12 protein-coding genes and 1 pseudogene are annotated in these 15,870 nt (G+C 60.4%); 3 read left to right on the top strand and 10 right to left on the bottom strand.

What is annotated here, in order from left to right:
- Window positions 1-24: 24 nt before the first annotated feature.
- Complete coding sequence (locus AB4O35_RS11520) at window positions 25-3,144, bottom strand: transglycosylase domain-containing protein (RefSeq protein WP_065945358.1); 3,120 nt, start codon at window positions 3,142-3,144, stop codon at window positions 25-27.
- Between the two features lie 292 nt (window positions 3,145-3,436).
- Here AB4O35_RS11520 and AB4O35_RS11525 point away from each other — a divergent pair, with 292 nt between their 5' ends.
- A complete protein-coding gene (locus AB4O35_RS11525; protein ID WP_065872554.1) occupies window positions 3,437-4,855 on the top strand; it encodes an amino acid permease in 1,419 nt (472 codons plus the stop codon).
- 39 nt (window positions 4,856-4,894) lie between these two features.
- Here the strand turns inward: AB4O35_RS11525 and AB4O35_RS11530 are convergent, their stop codons facing one another.
- The 5 genes from AB4O35_RS11530 to AB4O35_RS11550 form a co-directional block, all read right to left on the bottom strand.
- Complete coding sequence (locus tag AB4O35_RS11530; RefSeq protein ID WP_065890446.1) at window positions 4,895-6,025, bottom strand: OpgC family protein; 1,131 nt, start codon at window positions 6,023-6,025, stop codon at window positions 4,895-4,897.
- Window positions 6,026-6,157: 132 nt separating this feature from the next.
- Window positions 6,158-6,454: a cupin domain-containing protein gene (locus tag AB4O35_RS11535; protein WP_065880113.1), complete on the bottom strand. Its 297-nt coding sequence runs from the start codon at window positions 6,452-6,454 to the stop codon at window positions 6,158-6,160.
- 58 nt (window positions 6,455-6,512) lie between these two features.
- The gene (locus AB4O35_RS11540) at window positions 6,513-6,797 is read right to left on the bottom strand and encodes a putative quinol monooxygenase (RefSeq protein WP_049709792.1); all 285 of its coding nucleotides are present in this window, start codon (window positions 6,795-6,797) and stop codon (window positions 6,513-6,515) included.
- A gap of 14 nt (window positions 6,798-6,811) precedes the next feature.
- A complete protein-coding gene (locus tag AB4O35_RS11545) occupies window positions 6,812-8,431 on the bottom strand; it encodes an FMN-binding glutamate synthase family protein (RefSeq protein ID WP_065872551.1) in 1,620 nt (539 codons plus the stop codon).
- A 28-nt stretch (window positions 8,432-8,459) separates the two neighbouring features.
- Complete coding sequence (locus tag AB4O35_RS11550) at window positions 8,460-9,224, bottom strand: helix-turn-helix transcriptional regulator (RefSeq protein ID WP_065872550.1); 765 nt, start codon at window positions 9,222-9,224, stop codon at window positions 8,460-8,462.
- A 93-nt stretch (window positions 9,225-9,317) separates the two neighbouring features.
- Here AB4O35_RS11550 and AB4O35_RS11555 point away from each other — a divergent pair, with 93 nt between their 5' ends.
- Both AB4O35_RS11555 and AB4O35_RS11560 read left to right on the top strand, forming a co-directional pair.
- Window positions 9,318-10,133: a carbon-nitrogen hydrolase family protein gene (locus AB4O35_RS11555; protein WP_065945359.1), complete on the top strand. Its 816-nt coding sequence runs from the start codon at window positions 9,318-9,320 to the stop codon at window positions 10,131-10,133.
- Window positions 10,134-10,333: 200 nt separating this feature from the next.
- On the top strand, window positions 10,334-11,659 hold the full coding sequence (locus tag AB4O35_RS11560; protein WP_065872548.1) for an APC family permease: 1,326 nt from the start codon (window positions 10,334-10,336) through the stop codon (window positions 11,657-11,659).
- A gap of 28 nt (window positions 11,660-11,687) precedes the next feature.
- Here AB4O35_RS11560 and AB4O35_RS11565 read toward each other — a convergent pair whose 3' ends face one another.
- The 4 genes and pseudogenes from AB4O35_RS11565 to AB4O35_RS11580 form a co-directional block, all read right to left on the bottom strand.
- Window positions 11,688-12,410 carry an ATP-binding protein gene (locus AB4O35_RS11565; protein ID WP_371915015.1) on the bottom strand — a complete coding sequence of 241 codons (723 nt, stop codon included), beginning with the start codon at window positions 12,408-12,410 and terminating at the stop codon, window positions 11,688-11,690.
- Window positions 12,411-12,494: pseudogene (locus AB4O35_RS11570) on the bottom strand (hypothetical protein); the annotation flags it as partial.
- 569 nt (window positions 12,495-13,063) lie between these two features.
- The gene (locus AB4O35_RS11575) at window positions 13,064-14,878 is read right to left on the bottom strand and encodes a DAHL domain-containing protein (RefSeq protein WP_065945360.1); all 1,815 of its coding nucleotides are present in this window, start codon (window positions 14,876-14,878) and stop codon (window positions 13,064-13,066) included.
- Window positions 14,879-14,888: 10 nt separating this feature from the next.
- A complete protein-coding gene (locus AB4O35_RS11580; protein ID WP_049709785.1) occupies window positions 14,889-15,857 on the bottom strand; it encodes a cytochrome-c peroxidase in 969 nt (322 codons plus the stop codon).
- Between the last annotated feature and the right edge of the window lie 13 nt (window positions 15,858-15,870).

The following is a 15,870-nucleotide window of genomic DNA, read 5'->3' on the forward strand; positions in this document are numbered from 1 at the left end:
TGTTGGATGAACGAGGTCATGAGCCTATTGGGCGAGCGTCGGGCCGGGAGTTAGATAGTTAGCGGCCAGCGGCTGGCACAAGGTCTGGCTGCCCGGCTGCAGGTACGGCATGAGGATCGGCGCCATGCCCTTGAGCACCTGCACCGGCAGCGCCGAGGTAAAGGTGAAGTGCTCGGCGCTGCGCCCCGGCACAAACGCAGTGAGCGTGCCGAAGTGATGCTCGCCCAGGTAAAACACAAAGGTCGCGGTGCGGTTGATCGACTTGGAACTGAGAATACGCCCACCAGCACCGACGGCCTCGATGCGGTTATCCCCGGTGCCGGTCTTGCCGCCCATGGCCAACGGCGTGTCGTCGGCCAGTTTGAAACTGCCGGCCACGCGTTTGGCGGTGCCGGCGTCCACCACTTGGGATAAGGCCCCGCGCAGCGCCCGCGCCACTTCCATCGGCATCACGCGCTTGCCGGGGGCGGGGTCGTTGACCAGCCGGGTTTCATAGGGCGTGCCGGCGGCAAAGTGCAGGCTGTCGATGCGCAGCACTTTATCGCGTACGCCGTCGTTGAGAATGATGCCCATCAATTCCGCCAGCGCCGCCGGGCGATCCCCCGAGCTGCCAATCGCCGTGGCCAGCGACGGCACCAGGTGATCGAACGGATAGCCCACCGCCTGCCAGCGCTGGTGAATCTCCAGGAACGCCTCGATCTCCAGCATGGTTCGGATGCGGCTGTCGCGCGCGCCCTGATGGCGGCTCTTGAACAGCCAGCTATAGACCTCTTGGCGCTCGAACTCGCTGGCTTTGACGATCTGGCTGAACGTCGCTTCGGGGTGTTGGAGCAGGTAGCCCAGCATCCACAAATCCAGAGGGTGGACCTTGGCGATGTAGCCCTGGTCGGGCAAGTCATAGGCGCCGGGGCCGTAGCTCGCATACAGTTTTTGCAGGCGTTCATCGGTCAGTTTGGGGGTGGGTTTGGCGCCGCTCAGGTGCGAGCGCAGGAAACGGTTGAAACTGTCCTGGCTGGCCTCGGGCAGCAGGTAGCGGTGCACGGCCGCCAGGCGGATCGGCGTGGGGTGGATGCTGTCGAGGAACGTCTCGAGCCGCGCCTGGGTGTCTTTTTTCTGGTACTTCTTCCAGAACTTCTGCAGGAAGGTAATGCCCTCGCGATCGGCGAATTTAGCCAAGTATTCCTGGCGGCGCGGGTCGTTGTCGTCCTTGAGTAATTCAGCGCTGTTGTTGGGCCCGGCATAGGTGGTGTAACGCACCACGTCGCGCATCAGGCGAATGAACGGCAGGTTGATCGATTCGCGCAAGGCGTCGCGCAACGTGGGGTTGCGGCCATTGTCCTGGCTGCGAAAGTTATGAAAGGTGTGCAAACCACCGCCGGTGAAAAAGCGTTCGCCGGGGCTGGCCGAGTAGGTCCGGTCGAGGGCGGCGTCGAGCATCTTGCTAAGGCTTTTGTCCGGGGTCTGGGTCAGGTAATCCACGGCCCAGCGGCTCAGGCGGTCCTGGTCGACGACCTCGGTTTTCTTCAGTTGGGCCGGTGTGCGCGCGGCGTATTGGTCATGCAACTCGGCAATGATTTGCAGGTAGGTGGTGAGCACCCGCAGCTTGGCGGTGGAGCCCAGTTCCAGCTTGCTGCCTTCGTTGATGTCGAAGGGTTGGTCGGTGTTGTCGGTTTGCACCCGTACCCGCGAGCCGTCCGGTGTCAGTTCGAACAAGGTGAAGCTGTAGCGCACCTGGGGCGTGCTGGTCGCGGTGAGCAAGCGTTCGCCCAACAGGCCGATCTGGCGTGCGTAAGCCGGGTCGGCCAGTTGCCTGAGGTAGGCGCTAACCTCGGTTTGTAATTGGCTTTGCAAGGTACTGGTGGCGGACAGGTCGAGGCGGTCGAGGTCGTAGAGCGGGCGCTGAAGCAACCCGGCCAGGCGGCTGCGCGCCGCGCTGATGCCCTTATTGGTCTCGATCGGTTGCACCGTCGGTTGTTGCACCCAGTCCCGGTAAGTGACCTTGCTCGCCAGCGCGGCTTTCAAAAGCTCAGGTTCGATCACGCCATTCTGGGCGAGCAGGCGCAGGTGGCTGTCGGTGAGTTGCGCCAATTCTTCGCGGCCCTTGGCCAGGTAATGGGAAGGGCGGCGCTGGGCGATGATCAACGACAGCACCTGACGTAACGCCAGGCCTTGTTGAGCGCTCACCGGCCCCAGCAGCGCCTGGTTGACCTGGTTGAAATCGGCGCCGTACCACACCCGCAAACCCTCGGCCATCCCGTGCACTTCGCCGTGCCCGGGGACTGCCGACAATGGCACGCTGTTGAGGTAGTCGCGCAGGATGTTCTGCCGTGCGGCGAGGGTGTCCGGTCCGTCGTGGTAGGCGCGCACGGCGGCGGAGAACATCTGCCGCAGCTTCTCGCCACCGGACAGGGTCAGGCCATCCGGCGAGTGGCGGTATTTTTCCAACTGGGTCGCGAGCGTGCTGCCGCCGGCGCTTTGGCCGGGCAAATGCAGCACTTTGGCAACTTGCGACCACGCCGCCTTGGCAAAGCGTGGCCAGTCTACCGCCGGGTTGGCCTGGGGTTGGGCGGGGTCGAGCAGGTCGCGGTTTTCGATAAACAGCAGGCTGTTGCTCACCAGCGGCGGGATCACGGCAAAACTGGCGTACAGCTGCTGTGGGTAGTTGTATTGATACAGCGGCACGGCGCTGCAGTCGGTGATGGACAGCCCGGCCTGAATCTTTTCCGCGTAGGGCACAAACAGGCCCTTGGCGCTGTAGTCCATCAAGGCCGGGGAAAAGCGCGCCTGGGCCTCGATCACATAACCGCGCTTGAGCAGGCGCGGCAGGAAGCTGTCGAGGTCGCTGTAGCCCAGGCGGCGGTCGAACGGGCCGGCGCCGGGGTAGGCGATGGTATCGCTGGGGCCGGGCTCGACCTGGTAGGTGAGGCTGCGGGCCAAACGGCTGAGTTCCTGGGCTTGCAGGCGCGAGGTGCGCACCTCCTTGGCGGCAGCAAACCCCAGGGCAATAAGCCCCATCAGCACGATCAGCCAGAACAGCCGGCGACCGTAACGGGGCCTGGGGGTATTTTTCGGTGACGGCGCTGGGTCCGAACTGCCGTGTACTTTCGCAGCCTTGGTCGATTCGGTTTGCCACAGTGCGCCCATAGTCGATTGATCCCTGCACGCAGATTGATCGGACTTGCTGGAAGCTTAGTCGCTGAGGGCTGCCCGTGAGGGAAATCTGTTTTGTTTGTGGGAAATATCATAAAGGAGGCCTGCGACGTTTAGTCGCTCGGGGCAGGTAAGATGCTCCTGTAAAGTGCGTTTTTCGCGGGCATTTCAACTAAATTGGATGGCTTTTATAGTGAAAGGCCCTGGGCTGGGCTTTTTATACTGCATGCCCCGCCGAGCTTGCCCAATGGCGGACACTCCAATAACAAAATGAGGTTGTACCTTTATGCCAGTCGGCAACCCACTGCCCCACGGCGAGACCGCTCAAGGCGGTCCGCTCAAACGCGAACTCGGCGAGCGGCACATTCGCCTGATGGCCTTAGGCGCCTGCATCGGTGTCGGCCTGTTCCTCGGCTCGGCCAAGGCCATCGAAATGGCCGGCCCGGCAATCATGCTGTCGTACATCATCGGCGGCCTGGCGATCCTGGTGATCATGCGTGCGCTCGGTGAGATGGCGGTGCACAACCCCGTCGCCGGTTCGTTCAGCCGTTATGCCCAGGATTACCTCGGCCCGTTGGCGGGCTTTCTCACCGGCTGGAACTACTGGTTCCTGTGGCTGGTAACGTGCGTTGCGGAGATCACCGCCGTGGCCGTGTACATGGGCGTGTGGTTCCCCGACACGCCGCGCTGGATCTGGGCCCTGGCGGCACTGATCAGCATGGGTACGATCAACCTCATCGCAGTAAAAGCCTTCGGTGAATTCGAATTCTGGTTCGCGTTGATCAAGATCGTCACCATCATTGCGATGGTCATCGGCGGCGTCGGCATCATTGCGTTCGGCTTTGGCAACAACGGCGTGGCGCTGGGTATTTCCAACCTGTGGGCCCATGGCGGTTTCATGCCCAACGGCGTGCAAGGCGTGTTGATGTCGCTGCAGATGGTGATGTTTGCCTACCTGGGCGTTGAGATGATCGGCCTCACCGCCGGTGAAGCACGCAACCCGCAGAAGACGATTCCGAGCGCTATTGGCTCGGTGTTCTGGCGCATCCTGCTGTTCTACGTCGGCGCGTTGTTTGTGATTCTGTCGATCTACCCGTGGAATGAAATCGGCACCCAGGGCAGCCCGTTCGTGATGACGTTCGAGCGCTTGGGCATCAAGACCGCTGCGGGCATTATCAACTTCGTGGTGATCACCGCGGCGCTGTCGTCGTGCAACGGCGGTATTTTCAGCACCGGGCGCATGCTCTACAGCCTGGCGCAGAACGGGCAGGCACCGGCCACCTTTGGCACCACCTCGAGCAATGGCGTGCCGCGCAAGGCGCTGTTGTTGTCGATCTTTGCGTTGTTGCTGGGCGTGTTGCTCAACTACCTGGTGCCAGACCAGGTGTTCGTCTGGGTAACGTCCATCGCTACCTTTGGCGCGATCTGGACCTGGCTGATGATCCTGCTGGCCCAGCTCAAATTCCGCAAAAGCCTGAGCCCCGCTGAACAGGCCGGCCTCAAGTACCGCATGTGGCTGTACCCGGTCAGTTCCTACCTGGCGCTGGCGTTCCTGGTGCTGGTGGTGGGCCTGATGGCGTACTTCCCGGATACTCGCGTGGCGTTGTATGTGGGGCCGGCCTTCCTGGTGCTGCTCACGGTGCTGTTCTACGTGTTCAAGCTGCAACCGAACAACGCGACTGCGGCGCCGGTGCGTTCGGCCTGACGCCACAAATGGCCCGCTGCGTGCGGCGGGCCATCCAGTCTATCCCGCGTGCACGCCTGCCTTGAGCGACTGATCCAGGCGCTTGTTGAACTCCAGCCACAGCGCGAGCAACCCCATCAGTGCAGCACCGGCCACAGCGGTCAGCAATTGCATCGCCAAGGCATCCCCGGCCATGGCATTGATCATGTCCGCCAACGGCGCGAGCACGACGCCCAGGCAAAACACCTCCAGCGAATAACGCCCCATGCGACAGGTATGTTGCGCCAGCCAGTTTTCGGTCCAGCCACGGCCCGGCAGCAGCTTGGCGGTGACATAAGCCAGGGCAAGGAAGTGCAGCAGGCGCAGCGGTGACAAGTCGGTCTTGCTGATGGGGTAGATGAGGTCGCTGATCACCGACGGCATCAGCGCATCGTGGATCTGCGGCCAGCGCCAGGACAGCGTGAGCACGCCGGCCATCAACACATAAAGGGTTGCCGCGACAAACATCGGCTGGCGGCGCAGTGGCCGGGTGTCCACCGGCCGTTCTTGTCGGCTGTAGAGCGCCGCCGCGCCTCCCAGTATGAACAGCAGTTGCCAGGTCACCGGGTTGAAGTACCAGACACCATCGGCAATCGCCCGCAGATTCCAGCCCATCCACGGCGCCAGCAAGTAGATCGTCGTAGACACGGTCACCACCGCCCAGGTGTTGCGCAGCATCAACGGCAACACCAGCGGCAGCCCTGCCAGCAGCACAATGTAGAGCGGCAACGGGTCCATCAGGTTGGGTTTGAAACGCAGCAGCAGCTCATCGGTCAACGCTTGCTGCGGGTGGGTGACGAAATGCGTCAGGCCCATCTCTTCGACAAGGTCGCGGGTTTCCACGTGGCTGTTAGCGAAGAACACGATGCCCATCAGCATCGCCAGCAGGAAGATATGCACCACATACAACACCCAGGCACGCCGCAGGATTTTCAGCGAGGCAATCCAATAGCCATCGCGTTGCAGGATCTTGCCGTAGGCCAATACCGCAGCGTAGCCGGCAAGAAATACAAACACCTCAGCCGCATCGCTGAAGCCGAAGTTGCGCAGCGTGATCTGGCCGAGGGGGTTGTGGGGGACGTGATCCCAGAAAATGAAGATCAACGCCAGGCCCCGAAAAAAATCGATGCGCGGGTCGCGTCCGTTCAGCATGGCAGCGGGCTCTTGTACGAAATGTTTATTAAAGACAGGCAGGCGTGGGCGTTGGCGCACGCCACCCGTCGGGCGGGCGCAGGTTGGCGGTATTTGTAAGCAATTGCAAAGGCTGGGTATTACTGAATGTCTCTAGACATCGATGATGACTAACGTGCCTTGGCTGCCGGCGAGTACGCCATGGGCGGTACCCGCTTCGACCAGGTACATCTGGCCGGCGGCCACGTTGATGTGTGTATCACCGATGCTCAGGCGCAAGCAGCCGTCGATCACCAGCAAACCTTCGTTGTAGTCGTGGGTTTCTTCTTCATAGGCCTTCTCATCCATGCGCAACACCTTGATCCGCGCCGGGCCGACCTGGCCCAGGCGCGTTGATTTCCAGCTGTCAGGCAGTTGCTCGGCGATGGCGGCCAAGTCCAGTAACGGCATGTGAATCTCCTGTTTGCAACGATGCCGTCGGTGGTCCGGTTCAGCGGGAAGTCGTGGTTTAGAACGTATCCATCAACAGCACCCGGCAGGGCTTGGCTTCATACGCATTGATCTGTGGGACCAGCCGAGTGAAGTGTTCGGTCTGGCAATGTGTATCGAGTGCGGCCTGGTCCGGCCATTGCTCGACAAAGATAAAATGCCCCGGGTCTTTTTGATCAACGAACAGATCGTAGGCAATGCACAGCGGTTCCTGGCGGGTTTTTTCCACCAGTTCTTCGTACCACGGGCGCACCGTTTCCAGGTGTTCGGGCTTGATGAAATCTTCGGCGATGACTTTCAACACGGTGTCTCTCCTTTTTAAGCCGCCGCCACTTCATGTGGCTCAAAACTGTCCGCCCGCGCCATCTGCCACATGCGTGAATAGAACTCGCCATTCACCTCGCCGGTCAGCAATTCACCGGGTTTGAGGAACACATGCAACTGCGAAAACAGCTTGATCTCTGTCGCCGACATCCGCCGTACCAAGTGCTTGGCCGACAGTTGCGACGGATGATCCAGGCCGGCCGCGGCGAGCATTTCCGCCAGCGCCTTGAGCGTGTTGCGATGGAAGTTGAATACGCGCTGGGCCTTGTCCGGGACCACCAGCGCACGTTGACGCAACGGATCTTGGGTAGCAACGCCGGTCGGGCATTTGTTGGTGTGGCAGCTCTGCGATTGAATGCAACCGATCGCGAACATAAAGCCCCGCGCCGAGTTGGCCCAGTCGGCGCCGATGGCCAGGACGCTGGCGATGTCGAACGCGCTGACGATCTTGCCGCTGGCGCCGAGCTTGATCTTGTCGCGCAGGTTCAGGCCCACCAGAGTGTTGTGCACAAACAGCAGGCCTTCGCGCAGCGGCACGCCGATATGGTCGGTGAACTCCACGGGCGCGGCGCCGGTGCCGCCCTCCTTGCCATCCACCACGATAAAGTCCGGAAGGATGCCGGTTTCGAGCATGGCCTTGGCGATGCCCATGAATTCCCACGGGTGACCCAGGCAGAACTTGAAGCCCACCGGTTTGCCGCCGGACAGTTCGCGCAGTTGGGCGATGAACTGCATCAGTTCGATAGGGGTGGAAAACGCGCTGTGGCGCGACGGCGAGATGCAGTCTTCGCCCATCATGATGCCGCGGGTGTCGGCAATTTCCTGGGTGACTTTGTGCTTGGGCAGAATCCCGCCATGGCCGGGTTTGGCGCCCTGGCTCATCTTGATTTCGATCATGCGCACTTGCGGGTTCTGCGCCTGCACGGCAAAACGTTCCGGGTCGAAACGGCCGTCGCTGGTGCGGCAGCCGAAGTAGCCGCTGCCCAATTCCCAGGTCAGGTCGCCGCCGTTCTCGCGGTGGTAGGGGCTGATACTGCCTTCGCCGGTGTCATGGGCGAAGTTGCCCAGTTTGGCACCTTGGTTCAACGCGCGAATCGCGTTGGCACTCAACGAGCCAAAGCTCATTGCCGAGATATTAAACACCGACGCCGAATACGGTTGCGTGCACTGCGGGCCGCCAACCATTACACGGAAGGCGCTAGGGTCGCTGAGCGGTGCGGGGCGCATGGAGTGGCCGATGAATTCGAAGCCTGACTGGTACACGTCGATCAAGGTGCCGAAGGGTTTGTCGGCAGATTCATTCTTGGCGCGCGAATACACCAATGAGCGCTGGGCCCGGGAAAAGGGCAGGGCGTCGCTGTCGGACTCCAGCAGGTACTGGCGGATTTCCGGGCGGATGGCTTCCACCAGGTAACGGATATTGCCCAGGATCGGGTAGTTGCGGCGCACGGCGTGGGGGCTTTGCAGCAGGTCGAAAATACCGATCAGGCTCAACACGCCAGTGACCACCGTGATCGGCCACAGCCATTCATGTTCGATAAAGGGGAGGCTGGCGAGGGTGAAAATGACGCACACGGCAAAGAAAGCGTAACGACTCAGTAGCGACAGGCTCATACGGGTTTCCTGGGTTCGGACTCATCGGCTAGGCGTTTTGCGCCTGTAGAAAGATCGAGAACAGCTCTGACTGGGATTTGATCCCTAGCTTGCTGTACATGTGTTTCTTATGGACTTTCACGGTTTCAACAGAGATTTCCAGCTTACGAGCGATTTCTTTGCTGGAGCAACCGCTGAGCATCAAGCGACCCACATCCAGCTCGCGGGCGGTGAGTTGCGCGCCCCACTCATCATTCTGGATCGGCGGCTGCGGGGCGCTGACCTGGTGCAGTTCAAAGGGCAGGCGCTGGCGCAGCAGGCCCAGCACCCAGGGCTGGATCAACGACAGCAGGGCAATCTGCGCCGGGTCAAAGCGCTGCCTGGAGCCCAGTGACAGGCACAGGGTACGCCCATCCGGCTGCTGGCAATTAAATTGGATTTCATCAGCCACCACGTTCAGGCGGAAGTAGCGCTGGTAGTACTCGGTGAGTTCGAAGTGCTCCGGCGCCACTTCGGCCAGGCGCAACAGCCCGGTGCGCGAGTGTTCACGGCTGGCGATGTAGAAGGGGTCGAGCAGGTACAGGCCGTTGAGGTAGTCCTGGAACAAATGATCCGGCGTGCCATCGGCGCCTGGGCATTCAGCGAATACCAGCGGGCGGTGTTCGCTGCTGAACAGCAATACGACCCAACTGTCGAACGGCACGTATTGGTCCAGCAGCCGGACAAGCTGGGTCCAGAAATTGGGCTGGTCCAGGGCGTCTATCATTTGCCCCACCGAACGGTGCCAGGCGATGTCTTGCAACGACATGGTCATTGATCTACCCCTATCGGGTTACCCCCGCCGCGTGATTCCCTGGCCGGTTGCGCCTGCGCATACTGCGGCACGTACACAGAACAAGGAATACCCATGAAGGTCGAATTTGCCCAGTTGGCGGGCCGTGATAACGGTACAGCTTACAACCTTGAGCGGGCCTTGGCGGCGATCGCTGCAGCGGCTGCGGATACGCAACTGATCGTCTTCCCGGAAACCCACCTGATGGGCTTCCCCAGCGCCGAGACCGTCGCCGACATCGCTGAACCGCTGGACGGGCCTACCGTGCAGGCTGTGATCCAGGCCGCGCGCGCGCGCAATGTCGCCGTGGTGATCGGCATGGCCGAAAGCGACGGCGGGCAATTCTATAACACCACCTTGCTGATCACCCCCGAAGGCATCGCCCTGCGTTATCGCAAGACCCATCTGTGGGCCTCGGATCGCGGTGTCTTCACCCCAGGCGATCGCTACGCCACTTGCCTCTGGAACGGCGTGCGCGTCGGTCTGTTGATCTGCTACGACATTGAGTTCCCGGAAACCGCCCGTGCCAACGCGCAACTGGGCGCCGAGTTACTGATCGTCACCAACGGCAACATGGACCCGTACGGCCCCACGCACCGCACCGCGATCATGGCGCGCGCCCAGGAAAACCAGGCGTTTGCGCTGATGGTCAACCGAGTGCAAGAGGGGGATGGCGGATTGTTGTTTGCCGGTGGCAGTGCGCTGGTGGACCCGTTTGGTACGTTGCTGTTTGAAGCCGGGCGTGACGAAGGGCAATTCACGGTCGAGCTGGATCTCGACCAATTGGCAGCGGCGCGCAAGGACTACCGCTACCTGGATGACCAGCGTTTGAAATTGCCGGGTGAGGTGATCGAGCACACTGACGGCACGCGCGAACTGCTGATTCCTTAGCACTGATGATCGTTCCTACGCTCTGCGTGGGAATGCCTCCTGTGACGCTGCGCGTCACGATGTTAAGAGCGGACGCGGAGCGTCCGGGCTGCATTCCCACGCAGAGCGTGGGAACGATCAATATCAACATAAGAAAAATGACACCTGCTTCACCGACTTCAGTTCTGCCATAAATCTAATAATTTCGCGGAGAATCGCTCATGGCTCATTTGCAACGCACCCTGTCATTAGGGTCGGTGGTGCTGTTCGGCATCGCCTATATGACGCCGATCATTGTGCTCGGCACCTTCGGTATCCTGGCGCAATCCACTGCGGGCATGGTCCCCGCCGCTTATCTGGCGGCGCTGGTGGCGATGTTCTTCACCGCCATGAGTTATGGGCGCATGGCCTCGGCGTTTCCGGTCGCCGGTTCCGCCTATAGCTACGTGCGCAAAGCCATCAGCCCGAAACTGGGTTTTATCGCCGGCTGGGCGGTGCTGCTCGACTACCTGTTCCTGCCCATGGCGATCTGGCTGATCGGTGCGGCGTACCTCAATTCAGCGTTCCCGGCGGTGCCGCAGTGGATCTGGGTGTTGGCGTTTATTGGCATCACCAGCGCCATCAATATCGTCGGCCTTAAGCTGGCGAACGGCATCAATGCCTTGCTGATGCTGGTGCAGTTCCTGGTGTTGATTGCGTTTGTGGCGCTGTGTATCCACTACATCGGGGGTGATGCGAGCAAGCCTTTATGGACGACCGCCCCGTTCTTCAACGGCCAGATGCAACTGCCGCTGATCATGAGCGGCGCGGCCATCGCTTGCTATTCATTCCTGGGCTTTGACGCGGTCAGCACCCTCACCGAAGAAACCCGCGACCCGCGCCGCACCATCCCACGGGCGATCATGTTGATCACCTTGATAGGCGGGCTGATTTTCGTGGCGGTGTCCTACTTTGTGCAGATCGCGCACCCGTCTTTCGAATTCGCCAATGTGGATTCGGCGGCGTATGAAATCGCGCGCAACATCGGTGGCGACCTGTTTGTGTCGATCTTCCTGATCGGCCTGATCGTCGGCCAGTTCGCCTCGGGGCTGTCGGCCCAGGCCAGTGGTTCGCGCTTGTTGTTTGCGATGGGCCGCGATGGCGTGTTGCCCAAGTCGTTCTTTGGCACCCTGCATGCGCGCTTTGGTACGCCGGTCAACAGCATCCTGTTGTGCGCGGTGGTGGCGCTGCTGGCGTTGAAGCTGGACGTGACCACGTCCACATCGTTTATCAACTTCGGCGCCTTCCTGGCGTTCAGTCTGGTGAACCTGTCGGTGATCTTCCATTACTGGATCGGCGCCAAGCAGCGGGGTGTGCGTGAGCTGATCCTGTTCCTGGTATTCCCGACCATCGGCCTGCTCGCGGATTTATGGCTGATGGTCAGCCTCGATCACCTGGCGATCTACCTGGGCCTAGCGTGGTTGGCAATTGGCCTGGTTTACTTGGGCGTGCTCACCCGTGGCTTCTCGCAACAGCCACCGGAGATGGATTTCCAGGAAGCGGCGTAGATCTTTGCGGCTTATTCGGCGGCGTGCCCTACGCCGCCGTCTGCCGAATCGGCAATACCACGCGGAATTTGGTGCCTTTGCCGAGTTCGCTGCTGACGGAAATATCGCCATGGTGTTTCTTGACGATACCGTAGGAGAGCGACAGCCCTAGTCCCGTCCCTTCGCCTACGGGTTTGGTGGTGAAGAACGGGTCGAAAATCTTCTGCACGGCGTCGGGGGCAATCCCGCAGCCGTTGTCCGCCACCTCCAGCCAGATGTTATCGCCTTCCACGCCATTGCTGATGGTAATGGTGCCGCGCTCCGGTCCCATGGCTTGCGCGGCATTGATCACCAGGTTCATCACCACCTGATTGAGCTGCGATGCCAGGCATTCGATCTCGGGCAATGCGCCGTAGTTTTTGACCACGTCGGCTTTGTACTTGAGTTCGCTGGCGACGATGTTCAGTGTTGAATCGATGCCCTGTTGCAGGTTCGCAAACTGCCAGGTCTGGTCATTGTCCACCCGTGAGAAATTTTTCAGGTCTTTGACGATTTGCACCACGCGGCCAATGCCTTCCTTGGACTCTTTGATCAGGATCGGAATGTCCTCCTTGAGAAACTCCAGCTCAAGGTCGGTTCGCAGTGCCTTGAGCTGATCGCGCTGTTCCGGCGGCGCAATCAGCGTTTCGGCGCGTTGATAGGCATCCAGTATCTGTTGCAGCTGGTTGAAGTAGCCGTCCAGGGTGCTGAGGTTGGAGGAGATAAAGCCCACCGGGTTGTTGATTTCATGGGCGACACCCGCCGCAAGCTGCCCCAGCGACGCGAGTTTTTCGGACTGCACCAGTTGGCTTTCCAGGTGCTTGCGCTCGTCGATTTCCAGTTGCAGCGCCTGGGTGCGTTGCTCCACCAAATGTTCCAAGTGGGTGGTCTGCAGCGAGGCGCGACGGGCCATGTCCCATTTATTCGCCAGGGTGTTGGCCATCTGCTGGACTTCGATGTTGTCGAAGGGTTTTTTCAGAATCAGCAAGCGTTCATGGGCGTGCAGGCGTTCCAGCAGGTCTTCCCAGGAGTAGTCCGAATAAGCGGTGCACACCACGACTTGCAGGTCTGGGGCGATTTTCCACAACGCTTCGATGGTCCGGGCGCCATCCCAGCCTTGGGGCATGCGCATGTCGACAAAGGCCAGCGCGTAGGGACGTTTTTCCGCCATGGCCGTGGTCAGCAAGCCAAGGCCTTCTTCCCCGCCATACGCCGAGTGCAGCTCGAAAACCTGGGCCTGGGCTTTGGCCGTGTCGCCGAACAGCGCCGATTCCATGTCATCCAGCAGCGGGTTCGATTCAACGGTCGGCACCAGGATCTTGCGGAAATCGTCATGAATCGACGGCGTGTCGTCGATCAGCAGGATGCGCCGGTTGGGAGGTTGGTTCATGCGGGGCTTCCGACAAGAGTAAGAGGGATGGTCAAGGTAAACACCGCGCCCAGGCCCGGCCCGTCGCTGTGCGCGCTGAGCTGGCCATTCATTTCCACGGCGGCCAGGGCGCAGCTGTGCAGGCCAAAGCCATGGCCTTCCTTGCGAGTGGTGAAACCGTGAGTGAAGATTCGTGTCATGTTTTCTGCCGGTATGCCTTCGCCCTCATCCTTCACGCTGATCTGCAAGGTGTCGTCATTCAGCGACTGCACCGTGAGGGTCATTTGCCGCGGCCGGTCGGAGAGGGTGGACATGGCGTACTTCGCATTGCTGATCAGGTTGACCATGATCAGCAGCAACCGGTGTTTGTCCGCTAGGATTTCCGGCAGTTGCGCGTAATGCTTGACCACCGTGACGTTGTGCCGATTCAGCGCCCCTGCGTTCATGCGCAAGGCATCTTCCATCAGGGCGCTGATATGCACCGGTTCGCGAACCGCAGACGCACCGGCATAGGATTGTTGGGTGGAGACGATGTCTTTGATATGGTCGACGCTTTTACTCAGCTGCGCCATTTCATCCGCCATGCCTTGTTGTTCCTGCGCAATGGCGTCCACCAGTTGGTTCAGGTAGGCGGGCAGTAGCTTGCCTTTTTCATCCTCGGTCAAGAAGGTGCCCAGGTCCCCCTGGCGTTCGTTGATCAACTGCATGGCTTTGCCCAGGCCCAATGCCTTGCTGCTGCGCAGCTTTCGCGTGACCAGGTCGGCGGAGATATTCACGCTGTTGAGCACGTTGCCCACGTTGTGCAGCACGTTGGTGGCGATTTCCGCCATGCCGGCCTGTCGCGCGCTGTCGAGCAGTTCACTCTGGGCATCCTTGAGTTGTTGGGTGCGCCGCTCCACGCGTTGTTCCAGGGTCTCGTTCGCCGCGTGCAGCGCGCGGTTGACTCGGTTGATTTCGGCGAAACTGCGCAGCAGGCGCACCGCCAGGTACAGTAAAAGCGCCACCAATAAGGTCGAGAAAATCAGCAGGTAGCGATGGTATTGATGGTCGATGAGGTCAGAGGCTTGCTGGTCCTGATTGAGATGCGTGGTCAGCTCGTCCAGGCGTTCGGCCACCGGGACTGCGGCGATTCGTTCGAGCAAACCGTTGACCACCGGCTGTTCGCGCAGGATCAGCGAAATGTGATTACTGAGGATCTCAACCGGCGCCTGGAAATCACTGGGCAATCGCTCCTTGTTGATCGCCAGTTTGCCCAGGCCCACCAGGATATCGGCCGCGAGCTCGTCGCTGGTGACCTGAGCGAACTCCAGGCTGCTGAGTAGCAAGTCGTAAGTGTCGGTAGCTACGCCTTGCAGTTGCAGCCGGTCTTCATCATTAAAGCGGTTGAACTGAGCCTGAATGTCGTCCTCAGCGGTTGGTAAAAAAGCCAATGAGTTGCGCAGCACCGCATTGTGGGATTTGAACTGGTCCACCAACCGCGCTTTTTCCTTGATCGCGGCCTGATAAGCATCCCGGCTGGCTTGCCAACGTTGCAGGTCAGCAGGGTCGTGGTAGGCGTCGCCGTTTTCCAGGTCTACCCATAACCGCGTCATTTCCCGCAGGGGTGCCACCAGCGGATCATAGTTGTGGGTGATGGCGATCCTGGCCTTCAACACTTCACTGTCCCATTGGGCATTGAGTTGCTGGAGTTGGCGGATCAGGTCCCGTGAGTGTGTGTAGGTGGCGGTCTGGTCACGGGAAGACTTGAGGTACAGAAACACCAGGGTGGACGCCAACAGCAGCGTCATCAGGCTAAGCAACACTTGGCTGGAGAGGCGGCGGGACAGGGTCATGACGGTATGCTCATAAAGGCTTGCCTGCCCATTCGCCGGTCAGGGTCTTGAGAAACTGGACAATCAGGTCCTTGTCTTCCTGGGACGGGGTGCGCCCCAGTTGGTACTTGAACATCACGTCGACCGCCTCTTGCAGTGTCTTGGCCGAGGCGTCGTGAAAGTAGGGCGCCGTGACCGCGACGTTACGCAAGCTGGGCACCTTGAACACGTGGCGGTCTTCTTCGTCCTGGGTCAGCAGGTAGCGCCCCAGGTCCGATTCGACCGGATTGCCGCGCGCCTTGAAGTAGTCGCCCATCACACCGAACTTCTGGAACATGTTGCCGCCGATGTTGATGCCCTGGTGGCAGGCAATACAGCCGTAGTCCTTGAACCGCTGGTAGCCATATTTTTCCTGGATCGTGAGGATTTCGGTATTGCCTAGGAGATATTGGTCAAACCGTGAGTTAAGGGTCAGCAGCGTTTGCTCATAGGTGGCCAAGGCATTTTGTACGTTAGCGGCGGTGACACCGTCCGGGTAGGCCTGTTTGAACGCGGCCTGGTAGGCGGGCAGGGCAGCGAGGTTCTGCACCACGGTTTTCCAGTCGCTGCCCATTTCCACCGGGCTGATCACCACGTGTTCGACCTGTGCTTCCAACGTGTCGACGCGGCCATTCCAGAACTGCTTGAAATTGAGGCTGGCGTTGAACACCGACGGCGTGTTGAGTTCTACCGGCTTGCCGTCGAAGCCAATGGAGAAGGGTTTGTCGTCGGCGCCTCCCGATGCCAAGTGATGGCAACTGGCGCAGGACAGCGTGTTATTGGCCGACAATCGCGGCTCGTTGAACAGTTGGCGGCCCAGTTCAACCTTGGCCGGGTCCAATGCAGGGACCGCGGGCAACGGTTTCAGGGCCTCTTCCAACGGCGCGGCCATCAATGGCGCACCCAGGCCCAGCCACAGCGTGAGGAAGAGGCTGGTACGGCAGGTTGAAACGTCGTTCAAGCGAGCACTCCTT

This window comes from Pseudomonas sp. H1_A03 (genome assembly GCF_054685145.1).

What these genes read in the sequence shown, in the direction of transcription:
- AB4O35_RS11520 (WP_065945358.1), bottom strand. Translation starts at nt 3,144, where the DNA reads ATGGGCGCACTGTGGCAAACCGAATCGACCAAGGCTGCGAAAGTACAC.
- AB4O35_RS11525 (WP_065872554.1), top strand. Translation starts at nt 3,437, where the DNA reads ATGCCAGTCGGCAACCCACTGCCCCACGGCGAGACCGCTCAAGGCGGT.
- AB4O35_RS11530 (WP_065890446.1), bottom strand. Translation starts at nt 6,025, where the DNA reads ATGCTGAACGGACGCGACCCGCGCATCGATTTTTTTCGGGGCCTGGCG.
- AB4O35_RS11535 (WP_065880113.1), bottom strand. Translation starts at nt 6,454, where the DNA reads ATGCCGTTACTGGACTTGGCCGCCATCGCCGAGCAACTGCCTGACAGC.
- AB4O35_RS11555 (WP_065945359.1), top strand. Translation starts at nt 9,318, where the DNA reads ATGAAGGTCGAATTTGCCCAGTTGGCGGGCCGTGATAACGGTACAGCT.
- AB4O35_RS11575 (WP_065945360.1), bottom strand. Translation starts at nt 14,878, where the DNA reads ATGACCCTGTCCCGCCGCCTCTCCAGCCAAGTGTTGCTTAGCCTGATG.
- AB4O35_RS11545 (WP_065872551.1), bottom strand. Translation starts at nt 8,431, where the DNA reads ATGAGCCTGTCGCTACTGAGTCGTTACGCTTTCTTTGCCGTGTGCGTC.
- AB4O35_RS11550 (WP_065872550.1), bottom strand. Translation starts at nt 9,224, where the DNA reads ATGACCATGTCGTTGCAAGACATCGCCTGGCACCGTTCGGTGGGGCAA.
- AB4O35_RS11560 (WP_065872548.1), top strand. Translation starts at nt 10,334, where the DNA reads ATGGCTCATTTGCAACGCACCCTGTCATTAGGGTCGGTGGTGCTGTTC.